Raw genomic sequence first — 12642 nt, 5'->3', positions numbered from 1 at the left:
GACAGCGCGGTCCCACGCCGGGACGGTGGGCAGCGGGCACCGTCCCGGTGACCACCGGGAGGTTCTCCGGCCTGTCGGCGCCCGCCGGTGCGTCGGACAGGAACGATCCGGGCTGGAGCCCGTCCGTGGCCGTCGCACGTTGCCCGGACGGGCCGCCCGCCTCTCCCCTGCCGCAGACCCCACCGTGCGGCGAGGTCACGGTCTCATCCCCCGCCGGCCAGACCTCCGTCGTTCCGGTCGGCCCCGTACCCGCCCGGTGCCGCGCAGCTCACCAACCCTGAGTACGACACCACCGCCCCGCTCGGCCCCTCTGGCCGAACCGAGACCACGCGTCCGGGGAGGCACTGCCGCTCGCCGCCCGCGCCGGCCATCCACGGCTGGCCCCGGCCCTCCGCCTGTGCCGCTGGCCCGCCGCGCGGGCTGCCGCCTTCGGGTTCGGGCCGCTCCGGCCGTCGTACCGTTGCCCGCCCCAGTCCTGCGCCCGGTCGCGTGCGCGCCCAGCGCCGCCCTGGCCTCCCGTCGTCTCGCCAGAGCGCTCCGTCCGCCCGTCCCGGCTCTTCGCCGCCCGTCCTGGCGGCCCATCGCCGTCCTACCGCCGCACCCGTCCGCACCCTTCGCCCGCCCGGGGCTGGGGCCGCACGAACACGGGCGGGCGGCGAGCAACAGTTCCTTCTCCTGCGGCGACCGGAACGAGCGCCGGGCGAACCACTGCCGGAGACCGGCCAGCCCGGGCGGCCACCAAGTTGAACAGGTCTGACCGGACCGGGCGGACGTCGGACGTACGGCACCGCACGCGGGCGCCCACACCCCAGGAGGGGCGGGCCCGCCACGAGCAGCCATTCCCCCGCGCGACGGCGTCGCCGTCGGGGACGACGGAGGAAAGGGCCGCGCAGCACGACGGCACGGCCCGGGACTGGGGCGCGACCGAGCCGGACGCGGAGGCGGCCGAGCCGAGAGAGACTGCGCGGTGACCGACGGCGGGCGACAGCCGGGACGGGCCGACAGCAGATGCGAGGGGCAGGCGCGGCAGCATAGCGGGCGGGGAGCACGGACCCTGGCGGCCGGGAGCGGGCGGACCGAAGCGGCGGCGGACGCCAACGAGGCGACGGTGGGCACGGCACGGCAGGAACGGTAACAGCGGACGAACTTCGCGGGCGGCGAGCTGGAGCAGCGAGCGGTACCGCAGCGGTGGTCCGACCAGCGGCAGCACAGGCGGACCGGCGGGCAGGCGCGACACCGAACGGCACGGCCCGTGCGGCGGGCAGCATCTCACAGGCGGTCGAGTAGCGGCGCACGGCAACAGCCGAACCAGAACCGGACGGACACCAGCGGACATCGGCGACCGTCTGGAACTGCAGGCCAGCGACGGGCGAGCGACCAGCCCAGCGGCCAAGCCCGAGCCGGAAGGCGGATCGGCAGCAGGCGATGGTCAGAAGCCGAGCGGTACAGCAGGGCGGGGCCAAACAGCGAGGGCGCCATCAGATGTGACGGCCGGCCGAGCGGCACTGCGGCCGGAGCCAGGGCGGCGAAGACACGACCGGACGGTGCCCGCGACAGTGGACGGGCGGCGCACGGCCCGGCAGCGGGGGCGCACGACGGCGCGCCGGGCGCGCGCGATCCATGCCGTCAGAGTCAGCCCGCTAAGGCCGGGCCGATCCCGGCGCCCTTGCCGCAGGCACCTGCCGCGGGACCGACGGGGCCGCGCCCAGCTGCTCTGCGCGCGCCGCCCCGGCTCTTCTCCTGCGGACTGGAGAGGCTGGCTGTCGCCGCAGCAGCTGGCGGCACCGGGAACACAGTGCGAGCGGAATCCGCAGCGCCGGAGCGGCGCACCCGGCCAGCGGGGAACCCCGGGGCGGGTGCGGCAGGCAATCCGTGAGGGGGCAGGCGATGCTGGTACCTGCGACAAGAGGGCGCCTTACGGGCGGCCGTCATTCACGGATCACTCCTGAGGGGGGCGTGAGAGCGTCACCCTAGAAGGGGGGCTCCGCGGAGTACCCGTCTTCTCGGAGAGGGATGGATTCGGTCTCTGCCTTGGCGGCGCGCTGTTCGGCGACTGTGGGGTGGGCGGTTATCGCCTCCATCGCCTGTCCTTGCCGGACCAGGACCTCGAACAGTTCCTCACGTGCTGCGATGGTGCCCAGGTCCCGCAGTTCCGCCGCGGCCTCGGCAAGGTGGCCGGCGGTGCTGAGGAGACCTGCTCTGACGATGCGGGGGTCGGTCCACGGATCGGGGTGGGCTTCGACCACGGCGATCGCTTCCTCGGCACGGCCGAGGCCGGCAAGAGCGAAGGCCCGCCACCAGTGCTGGAACTCCTTGTGGCCGTGGTGGGGCACGGTAAGGGGATGGTCCAGGAGGTAGAGCAGTTCTGCGGGCCGGTCTAGGAGGGGATAGACAAGTGGGGCCAGGAGGTTGGAGCAGTCGTACCAGCTGAAGCCGCATTCGGCCACGGTGATCGCGTCGTCCAGTCGGCCGTCTTCCAGCAGGACCGAGGACAGCCAGGCCCGGTAGCCGACCCAGTCGTCGGCGGCGATTGCCTCACGCATCACCGTCTCGGCCTCCTCGTCCCGCCCGTGCTCTCGCAGGGCACGGGCGTAGATGTCCAGAACGCTGTGTGCGTACTGTCCGGTGGCCAGCTCGCGCAGCTCCTGGAGCCGATCGTGGCGTGCCAGTAGTTCGGCGTAGGCGGTGAGGGTGTTCTCGGAGAGGAAACGGCGCCTGACCATGTCCTCGCCGAGGATCCGGATCGCCTCGTCGGCGCGGCCCGCGCGCTCCAGTACCTGGGCCTGGAGCTCCTGCGCGTCCGAGCAGGAGTGGTCCCGTCGGCCCTCGTCGTGGGCGCGCCGTGCGGCTTCGGCGTGCGGGGCGATCAACTCCAGCACCCGCGCGTCACAGTCCTTGTCCTTGGTGATCTCCACCAGGGCCGTCCGGATCCACGACTCACCGATGTGCGGCACGAGCAGGTCGATGGCCTCATCCACGTACCCTGCCTTGGCGAGCAACTCGGCGACGTTACGGCACACGGTCGGCGAAGCGCGGTCCTCCTCATCCGGGCGCACCAGATCCAGAGCCTCAGCTGCCCGGCCCGCCCGCGACAGGATCTCCGCCTTCGCCCACAGAGCGGTCCGCCAGCCGGTCGCGGCGAACGGCTCCATCACCTGCAGTGCCCGCCCGAATTCGCCCGACCGGCACAGCTCCTGCACCGCACCCTCCGCGCAGAACCACCCGCCGCGCTCCGCTGCCGCCTGGATCACGAGGTCCAGGTGACCGTGCTCCAACAGGAGAGTCACTTTCCGGGGAGGAATCCCACCGTAATTGCTGAACTGCCATGAAAGATCATCTGTGTTCACGGCTGAAAGCGTAGAAGTGGCCACCGACATCACCGTCACAGGCAGTCGATCACTCGGCTCGTCATACGGCGATGGGCCCAGGCCGCGCAGGCGGCCAGCCCGCGAGCGGGAGGCGACCTCTTCGCCGCGCGTGTGCCTACACTGGGTTCGGGGGACCGCGGTGTCTTTACCGACGGTGCCGCAGACCGTGACGGCTCCGGCACTCCGACCGCTGCCTCCGGGTTCCGTTCGGTCCGTTAGTACTCCAGTGCCACTTCGTGATCGCGTCTGTGGCGTCAGTCGTGCCCCTTACTGTGGCGGTATGGGCTATGACGTGCACATCACCACGCGTACGCCGTGGTGGGAGGACGAGGGCGAGCAGATCACCACGCAGGAGTGGGAGGCGGTGGTCGCTGCCGACTCCGACCTGGAGATGGTTCAGGTAGCCCGGGTTTCTCCGCGCGGCCAGGACGTCGTGTTGGAGTACCGGCACGAGTGGCTGGCACAGATGTGCACCCACCCGCAACGGGACACTCACGGTGCCTGGTTGGACTGGGAAGAGGGGCAGATCGTGGTGAAGAACCCGGATGAGATCCTGCTCAAGAAGATGCGGGAGATCGCGCGGGTACTGGGGCGCGTGTCCAGGGCGACGACTGTGAGTACTACGACGAGTGAACACTGCCCGTCCGCACCAGGGACGGCCACCGCGTGATCATCGGGGGTTGTGTGGACTCCTGAAGATCGTGCGGTGGCCGCAGGCCATAGCGTAGACCCTGCCCGCTGGCGGGCGATGTTCGACCAGGTCATGGCCCGGATCGCGGGCCGGTTAAGGCGAGTTGAGCCCCGGGCCGCAGCCCGCTCCTACCTGCTCGGGCTGCTGTCGGGCGTGGAACGGAAGAACTGCCGGGTGCGCCACGAGGCGCCATGTGACCGAGTGGAGGTGCGAGACCTCCACCGCAGGGCCGTCGCAGCGGCCGGGTAGAAGCTGAGGGCAGTCGGGGCCGGGGAACGCCGGTGAGGACGGGAAGCAGCCCTGACAACGCCGGGACAGCGCGGAACTGCCAGACGCGACGGGTTTGGCAAGCAAGGCCAGAAGGCGTACGAAGAGGAATCCGTGTAAAGCCCGTGAGTCTTGTCACCGGGTTCCAATCTGGCGGATATGGGCCCGGGGTGCAGTGCGTGACCGCTCGCTTCGACAGGGGCGGTCAACTCCGAAGCCGGTCTCCAACTGCCGGTGGGGAGGCCACGCTGAAGGTCTGCGGCGTAGGCGTGGTGATGCTGCCGGGGTAGTAGCGCGACGCCGACCTGGCCGATCGGCACATGGTGAACGTGGGAACCGCCTGCGGTCGCCCGGCTCTTCCGGACAGCCGGTCCGGCGAGGAAGGCAGGCCCGTTGCCGGCCGAGGGCCGCAGGTGGGGCGGAGACCTCGTAGTAGTCCGAGCGGAGGAAAGCTCCGTGCATGGCGAAGGGGGCCGGCAAGTCGGCAGGGAGGATGCTGCAATGCCGGGAGGCCGCCGGTGAATACCGACGCGCTGGAGTTCGCGCTGCTCAAGGCCGAGCGCCGGGTACTGGAGATGCAGACCGAGCTGCACTGTTGGGCGACCGACGATCGTGATCGCCGGTTCGATGATCTGTTCAATCTCGTTGCCGATCCCGCGTTCCTGCTGGTCGCGTGGGATCGGGTGAGGAGGAACAGGGGCGCCGCTCGGCCGGAGTGGACGGGCAGACGGCCCGTTCCGTGGAGGACGGGCAAGGCATCGAGGCATTCCTCGACGAGGTGCGGTCCGACCTGAGGGACCGAACCTTCCGACCGCTTCCCGTGCGCGAACGGATGATCCCCAAACCGGGGACGGCCCAGCGCCGTCGGCTGGGGATTCCCACCGTGCGGGACCGGGTGGTCCAGGCGTCCCTGAAGCTGGTACTGGAGCCGATCTTCGAGGCGACAGACGCAGCCCCATGGGGGCGAGTACTTCCGCCACCTGGGTGCGCATGTCCTCGGCCTGCTCGCGGGTCCCGGTCACGGCGATCAAAAAGTCGTCCGCATACCGGAACAACAGCCGGTAGTTGGGGAGGTTCTGGCGACGTCGCCGGGCCCGCTGGCCTTGCGTGGTCGATCGAGTCGACGCACGTCTCGATGTCCCCCTCCACCATCCACTCATAGGAGTTCTTGGCGCAGTGGTGTGCCTCGGCGAGCGCGTCGTGAGCCCGGTGGAGAAGACGGCCATCACCCACCTCGCACCGGCCGCCCGCGTCACCGTCGGCGGCCACGACATCGGCGTCCTCGGCCTGTACGTCCCCTCCCGCGGCCCCAAGACGCACCGCAACGTCGCCAAGCGCGCTTCCAGGACGCGGTCACCAAGGCCCTGCCCCAGCTCGCCGCCGCCTTCCCCGGCATGCCCGTCATCGTGGCCGGGGACCTCAACGTCGTCGAACGCGGCCACCAGCCCCCGCACAAGGTGTTCGGCGCGTGGGAGTACGCCTTCTGCGACTCCTTCCAGGCCACCAACCTCACCGACGTCTTCCGCCACCTGCACCCCGACAAGACGGCCCATTCCTGGTACGGGCTGACCGGCGCGGGCTTCCGCTTCGACCACGTCTTCGTCTCCACGCCCCACGCCGCCCACGTTGCCGCCTGCGACTACCACCAGCAGGCCCGTGAAGCCGGACTGACCGACCACGCGGTCATGACCCTGCGCCTCGGCCTGCCGGCACATCCCAAGCACGTCAAGGGGTGCGGATGTCCGTTGACCGCGTACAGCCACACAGTCTGAGCATCGGCGTTTCGGCCAATCCTTACCGAGCGGGTGCTCGTGCGCGGCAAGGGTCGGTGCACTGCGCACCTTCGGACAACCGCTCTATTCCGGCGCCCGCAACGCGTCCGAAAGAGCGCGTGTTCGAAATCGCGGCGGCGTCGTTGAACACGGCGACACCATCACCGCGCCCCGGGGAGGGAACACATTGACGCACGTCGAACCAGGCGGCGATGACACCGCGAGCCCGCCGAAGGCCGCGGGCCAGGCCAGTATCTCGGACGCCGAGCGCGAGCTGTACGGGGGCCGGCTGCGCCATGACCAGTCCTACGTCCGGCACGCGGGCCCGCTGACCCGGCTGGGCTTCGGGCACATGGCGGCAGCGCTGCCCCGCATGGTCGGCTCGGTGCTGCGCACCGGCTGGGAGGCGGACCGGCGGGCCCTGACGGGGGTTGTGGTCGCCCAGCTCGGGCAGGGCGTGACGGCCGGGTGGGGGCTGGTGGCGGTCAACGGCGTCCTCACCCGGCTGTTCGCCGACGGTCCGACCGCGGACAAGCTGCGCGAGGCGCTGCCATCGCTGGCGGTACTGGCCGGCGCGGCGGTGGCGACGGCGGTGCTGTCGGCGTGGTCGACGGCCATGTCGGGCCGGCTGGAGCCGCAGGTGGAGCGGGCGGTGTCCGCCCGGTACTACGCGGCCGTCACCCACGTGGAGGTGGAGGCCACCGAGCGGCCGGAGGTCCAGCGGGTCCTGGAGGCGGGGAAGTTCGGCACGGACTCGGCGCGCAGCATGCTCCGGCTGTCAGTAGGCGTGGGCAGTGTGGTGATCGGCATGGCGGCGGCCGCCGTCGTGCTGGCGTCGCTGCACTGGGCGCTGCTGCCGATGCTGCTGGCCATCGCCCTGCCCAAAGGGTGGGGTGCGGTCCGCTCCGCGCGCCGTGACTACATCTCCCGCCTGAACTGGGTCGACCACCGGCGGGCGATCGCCTCCCTGCTGGCGTACCTGACCCGCCCGCACGCCGCGGGCGAGATCCGCGTACACGCCGCCGGCACCAAGCTGCTGTCCAGCTACGAGGAGATGTCGAAGCAGACGGAAGCGGAGCAGCGGCGCCTGGCCCGGGCACAGGCATGCACGGATCTCGTCGCGGGCGCGATCGCCGGTGTGGCGTCGCTGGCCTGCTACGGGGTGCTGTGGTGGCTGCTGGCCGACGGCGGGCTGCCGCTGGCCGTCGGCGGTACCGCGGTGATCGCCATCCGCACCTCGACGGCCCAGCTCACCTCCCTGGTGCAGCAGGTCAACCGGCTGTACGAGGAGTTGCTGTTCCTCACCGACACCGAGGACGCCATCACGGTGGCGGGCGAGAACGCCATCCCGTCCTCCGGTACGCCTCTGCCCTCACCGGTGCGGGAGGTGCGGACGGAGGCGGTGTCGTTCACCTACCCGGGCGCCGCCTCTCCCTCGCTGAAGGACGTGAGCGTGCGGGTGCCCCGGGGGAAGGTGACGGCCCTGGTCGGTGCGAACGGCTCGGGCAAGACCACCCTGACCAAGGTGCTGGCCGGACTGCTGCTGCCCACCGAAGGGAACGTGTGGTGGGAGGGCGAGTCCGGTGAGCGGGTCGAGGTCCGCGAGGCCGACCGCGCCCAGGTCTTCGGCACTGTAGGGCTGCTGGCGCAGGACTTCCCGCGCTGGGAGATGACCGCGGCCGCGAACGTGGCCATCGGGGCCGGTGACCGCCCCCGGGACATGGACCGCGTCCGCAAGGCCGCCGGGGACGCCGACGTGCTGGACCTGATCGAAAGCCTGCCGCACGGCTGGGACTCGATCGTGTTCAAGGGCTACGAGCGCGGCGTCCAGCTCTCGGGCGGACAGTGGCAGAAGCTGGGAACCGCCCGAAGCCGGTACCGGCAGGCGCCGTTCCTACTGGTCGACGAGCCCACCAGCGCCCTCGATCCGCACGCGGAGATCGCCGCGTTCCAGGGCCTGTGGTCGCTGGCCCAGGAGGGACACGCGGTGGTGCTCGTCACCCACCGGCTGGCCGCGACCAAGAACGCCGACCACATCTACGTACTCGACCAGGGGCGCGTCGTCGAAGACGGCACCCACGACCAGCTCATGGCCCGCGAAGGCGGCCTGTACCAGGGCATGTTCACCGCCCAGGCCGCCCAGTTCGGGCTCGCGCCCACGGTCGGCACCCTTCCCGGCCCCCGCAACGTCCAGCCGTCCGACCACGAGACGGCGAGCTGACCCACCAACCCCCGCAGCCCGCCCGCACAGCCCGGCCCGCCCCCGCCCCCTACCCGAAGGCGAAACGACGCTCATGCCCCCCAGCCCCTGTGAGATCCGCGAGACCGTCGAGACGTACCTCGGCCGCCACCCTGACGAGCGTGACGCCCTGGCCGGGCTGCTCGCCGTGCTGGACGGGCCCGCCGACGTGACCGCCCGCACAACCCTGCCCGCTCACGTCACCTGCAGCGCCGTCGTCATCGACCGCGAGCGCCGGGTCCTGCACATCCGGCACCGGGCCACGGACGGGCTGATGCTCACCCCCGGCGGCCACATCGAGGCGCAGGACCGCACGCTGCTCGCCGCGGCGCTGCGCGAGGTGGCGGAGGAGGCCGGGATCGCGCCCAGGGCCCTGTGCCTGACCTGGCAGTTGCTCGGCTCTCCCATCGACATCGACGTCCACGACATCGCCGCCAACCCCCTCAAGGGCGAACCGGCCCACCAGCACGTCGACTTCCGCTACGTGTTCTACCTCGCCGACGAGGAACCGCCGGCGATCACGTTGCAGGACGAGGAGGTATCCGGCGCCCAGTGGCTCCCGTTGCCGGAGGTCACCTCACCGACCCTGCGCGTGAAACTCCTCCACGCCCAGCTCGACGGACAACCCAAGCCGGTCAACGCGTCCGCGCTGATCCACGACGGAGCCGGCCGCTACCTGCTCCATCTGCGCGACCACAAGCCCGGAATCATCGGGCAGTCAGGGGCGTTCGCCCTTCTCGGCGGCGGCCGCACACACGCCGACTCGAGCCTTGAGGGCACCCTGTTGCGGGAGCTGTCCGAAGAAGTCCCCGGCCTCCGCCTGGAGGGCCTCGAGCCGTACACCGTGGAGGAGGCCACCAGCGTCGACGGGCTCAGCGTCCCGGTGAAGGTGTTCGCCGGCCGCTGGCGCGGCAACCCCGACCGGCTGCGGCTGCACGAGGGAGTGCTGCTGCACTGGTTCACCCCCGACGAGCTGGACCGGCTACGCCTCGATCCCGCGACCCGAGACCTCATCCGGCGGCACGCGGCCGACAACCGGCCAGGCGGCCGGCAGGCCACGGCCACTGCCCCATGGGGCGGGGACAGCCGGACCGTGCTGAACGGCATCGGCGTCCATCTCCACCTGGAAGACGACGAGGGCCGGGTGCTCCTGGGCCTGCGCCACCCCGACTCGGTGTACGCGGGGAACACCTGGCACTACCTGGCAGGCAAGTGTGAGGGGGAGTCCGCTCTCACGTGCCTGCTCCGGGAGGCGTGGGAAGAAGCGGGTCTGCGCATCGACCCGGCGGATGCGGAACTGCTCCATGTGGCCCATGTCGTGGGCACGCCGGACGGGCAGCCGTTGATGCAAATGATCTTCCGTGCGCGCCGCTGGGAGGGCGTACCGGAGCTAAGGGAGCCGGACAAGTGCCTCGCCTGGCAGTGGTGGCCCGTCGACGACCTGCCGGCGAACATCGTCCCCTACACGCGAGCGGCAATCGAGGGGATCCGAGCGGGCCGGACCTACACCGAGCTGGGCTGGCCCACTCCGGTACGCCGGACGGGGAGCCGATCGTGACGGCCGGCAGCGCCAGCAGCGAGACCGCGACACCCATCACCCCGCCGGAACCTGGCGTTGCGCTGCGGGGCAACCGGTCGTTCCGCGCGTACTGGGCCGACGAGGCGGTGACCCTGGCGGGGACATCGGTCCACGGGATCGCGCTCCCGGTCGTCGCGGTCCTGGAGCTGGACGCTTCCCCCAGCCAGGTGTCGCTGCTGGCCGCCGCGGAGACGGTGCCCGCCTTCGTCCTCGCGCTCCCTGCCGGTGTGGCCGGTGACCGCTGTCCGAAGAAGCGGATCATGATCGGCACCGATCTCGCCGCTGCCGCGGTGGTGGCTGTGGTACCGGTCTGCTGGGCCGCGGAAGTGCAGTCCGTGCCCGTCCTGTACGCGGTCGCGCCGCTGCTGGGGGCGCTGACCGTGCTGCATCAGGCCGCGTCGATCGCCATCGTGCCCGAGATCGTCGACCGTTCTCACATGCACCCGGCGAACGCGCGGATCGCCGGGGCGTTCTCGCTGGCGGACATGACCGGAACCTACGGTGGCACGCTCGTCGTGGGCCTCGTCGGCGCGGTCCGTGCCCCGTGGGGGAACGCGGCCTCGTACCTGATCAGTGCTTGGTGTGCTTCCCGGATCCGGCCCAGCAGCAGGGTGCGGCAACAGGCGGCGGTCCGGCCCGGTGGGGTGGTCGTCGCGATCCGTGAGGGCGTCGGCTACGTGATGCGCGATCCGATACAGCGTCCGCTGGTGCTCTCGCTCGCCGGCCACGCCTACGCCGACGGCATCGTCACCACCTACGTCGCCTACACGCTGCTGACGAGGCTGGACTCCGGCAGCACGGGGCTGGGCCTGGTCATGGGCGTCACCGCCGCCGGTGGCCTGGCAGGCGCTGTCCTCGCAACCCGCCTCGTGGACCGGTACGGGCCGGCGCGGGTGATGCTGGCCGGGTTCCTCGCCTATGCCCTGTGTGGGGTACCGCTTCTGGTCGCCCGGCCGGGACCGGTCTGGCTGGGCGTGATCGCCCTGGCCGGGGCGGTGCGGACGGCGGCCGCGGTCGCGGCTGGCACGACACAGCGCTCTCTCCGCCAGCAGCTGTGTCCGCCCGAGCTGCGGTCCCGCGCGCAGCAGACGTCCGTGTGGCTGGTCACCGGTGTGCGGCCGGCCGCCGCCCTGAGCGCCGGCGGTATCGCCGCCGGCGTCTCGGTCCACGCGGCGCTGCTCGTCGGGACCGCGCTCTACCTCGTCCCGGCCGGCCTGCTGTGGTCTTCCCCCGTCCGCCGCCTGCCCGCCATGCCCACCCCCGCTCCCACACCCGCTCATGCTCCCGCGAAGGACGACGTACATGTCCGTTGATCCCCAGGCCACTGATGCGAGCAGTCTGCGCGCCGCGATGGTCGACCGTCTCACCTCCACCGGCGTGCTCACCGACCCGAAGTTGCGCGACGCGCTGCTCCGTGTACGGCGCGAGGTGCTGCTGCCGCACGCGTACGTGCGGATCAGCGGCCCGGGTGCCGATCCCATCGACTGGCGCCTCCTGGACGGTTCCCACCCCGAGGACCACCAGGAGTGGCTCGCCCTGATCCACAGCAACGAGTCGATCCTCCTCCAGCGCGACGGTGAACCCCTCGACGCGCTCGCCCGGGGACCGGTGACGGGCGGCCACATGACCTCCATGACCACCTACACCCCCGCCACCGTCGAAGTCCTCCAGGCCCTCGGCCTCGCACCGGGCCTGCGCTACCTGGAGCTGGGCTCCGGCCCCGGCGTCTGTCTCGCGCTCGCCGCCACCCTCACCGGACCGGGCCTCGCGACCGGCGTGGAACGGGACGGCCACATGGCGGCCTGGTCGCGGCACAACCTCGGCCGGCTCGGCGTCGGCGCGGCGGTAGTCGAGGGCGACGCACTCGACGGGCACCGGGCCCGGGCGCCGTACGACCGGATCCACTCCGGGATCGGCGTGCCGTGCGTCCCGCCCGCGTGGGTGGAGCAGCTCGCGCCCGGCGGACAGCTGCTGACCACGCTCACGACCCGGACCCCGAGCTGGCCCGGACAGCTCCTCCTCACACGGTCCGATCGCGGCCGGATCGAGGCCGTGCTGCGCGGCAGGCCGCGGGGATACCGGCCCATGCTGGGCTACCAGTGGCTCAGCGCCCTGGATCACCGTGCGCGGATCAAGGCCGACCCCGGCAGGGCACGGCCCACCCGACTCGCCCCGCCGCCGGACGACGCCTACGGTTTCTGGCTCGCCGCCGCCTACCTCGCCCCCGGCCTGGCGCGCGACTTCCAGGCCGAGACGATGACGATCGTCGCCCCCAGGGAGGACTCCTGGGCCGTGGCCGGCCCCGGCGACGGGACGGTCCGCGTGCACGGGCCGCGCGATGTGTGGGCCGAACTCGAAGACGTGCGCGCCCGCTGGGAGGCGGCCGGCCGACCCGAGACCTACCACGTCGACCTCACCGGCGGTCCCGGGCACCAGCACGTCACCTCCGGCCCCGGGCCGAAAGCGCTGACCTGGACGCTGCCGCCGCTCACCACCGTTCCCCCGCAGACCACGTGACCGCGCCGCCGGTTGCCGTCGCCGCGTCCGCCGAACGGCAGAACCTCATCGCCCTGAACCGAACAGCCGTACAGCAGCAAGGAGTTGTCCGTGCCCCCGCAGCACGACTCTCTCCCCCAGACCGGTGCCGCCGTTCCGGTCGGCTGGCCGCAGGACTTCTTCCCTCCGGACCGGTCCGCCATCCCGGCGATGGTCGGCCGTGTCACGGC

At 71.7% G+C, this 12642-nt stretch carries 8 protein-coding genes; 7 read left to right on the top strand and 1 reads right to left on the bottom strand.

The annotated features are described in order from the left end of the window. Positions 1–1970: 1970 nt before the first annotated feature. Positions 1971–3287, bottom strand: coding sequence for a hypothetical protein (locus HB370_RS40990; protein ID WP_244405966.1), 1317 nt, complete (start codon positions 3285–3287; stop codon positions 1971–1973). A 361-nt stretch (positions 3288–3648) separates the two neighbouring features. On the opposite strand from HB370_RS40990, the gene HB370_RS40985 reads away from it, so the two are divergent. From HB370_RS40985 to HB370_RS40955, 7 genes are all read left to right on the top strand, one after another. Continuing rightward, positions 3649–4038, top strand: coding sequence for a hypothetical protein (locus HB370_RS40985; RefSeq protein WP_167513328.1), 390 nt, complete (start codon positions 3649–3651; stop codon positions 4036–4038). 806 nt (positions 4039–4844) lie between these two features. After that, positions 4845–5120 carry a hypothetical protein gene (locus HB370_RS42805; RefSeq protein WP_348273523.1) on the top strand — a complete coding sequence of 92 codons (276 nt, stop codon included), beginning with the start codon at positions 4845–4847 and terminating at the stop codon, positions 5118–5120. 600 nt (positions 5121–5720) lie between these two features. Then, positions 5721–6098 carry a hypothetical protein gene (locus HB370_RS40975; protein ID WP_167513327.1) on the top strand — a complete coding sequence of 126 codons (378 nt, stop codon included), beginning with the start codon at positions 5721–5723 and terminating at the stop codon, positions 6096–6098. Between the two features lie 187 nt (positions 6099–6285). Next, positions 6286–8319, top strand: coding sequence for an ABC transporter ATP-binding protein (locus HB370_RS42605; protein WP_167513326.1), 2034 nt, complete (start codon positions 6286–6288; stop codon positions 8317–8319). Positions 8320–8392: 73 nt separating this feature from the next. After that, positions 8393–9895 carry an NUDIX domain-containing protein gene (locus tag HB370_RS40965; protein ID WP_167513325.1) on the top strand — a complete coding sequence of 501 codons (1503 nt, stop codon included), beginning with the start codon at positions 8393–8395 and terminating at the stop codon, positions 9893–9895. Next, positions 9892–11229, top strand: a complete 1338-nt coding sequence (locus HB370_RS40960; protein ID WP_244405964.1) for an MFS transporter — start codon at positions 9892–9894, stop codon at positions 11227–11229. Before HB370_RS40965 ends, HB370_RS40960 begins: the two co-directional genes overlap by 4 nt. Next, on the top strand, positions 11219–12433 hold the full coding sequence (locus HB370_RS40955; RefSeq protein ID WP_244405962.1) for a methyltransferase: 1215 nt from the start codon (positions 11219–11221) through the stop codon (positions 12431–12433). Before HB370_RS40960 ends, HB370_RS40955 begins: the two co-directional genes overlap by 11 nt. Positions 12434–12642 lie beyond the last annotated feature (209 nt).

This window comes from Streptomyces sp. DSM 40868 (genome assembly GCF_011820545.1).
Lineage (GTDB): Bacteria > Actinomycetota > Actinomycetes > Streptomycetales > Streptomycetaceae > Streptomyces > Streptomyces eurythermus.
The sequence above is the reverse complement of the archived record's forward strand: the minus strand, read 5'-3'. Positions and strand labels throughout refer to the sequence as shown.

Coding starts and splice junctions, on each gene's coding strand:
- HB370_RS40985 (WP_167513328.1), top strand. CDS start 3,649: ATGGGCTATGACGTGCACATCACCACGCGTACGCCGTGGTGGGAGGAC.
- HB370_RS40975 (WP_167513327.1), top strand. CDS start 5,721: ATGCCCGTCATCGTGGCCGGGGACCTCAACGTCGTCGAACGCGGCCAC.
- HB370_RS40965 (WP_167513325.1), top strand. CDS start 8,393: ATGCCCCCCAGCCCCTGTGAGATCCGCGAGACCGTCGAGACGTACCTC.
- HB370_RS40955 (WP_244405962.1), top strand. CDS start 11,219: ATGTCCGTTGATCCCCAGGCCACTGATGCGAGCAGTCTGCGCGCCGCG.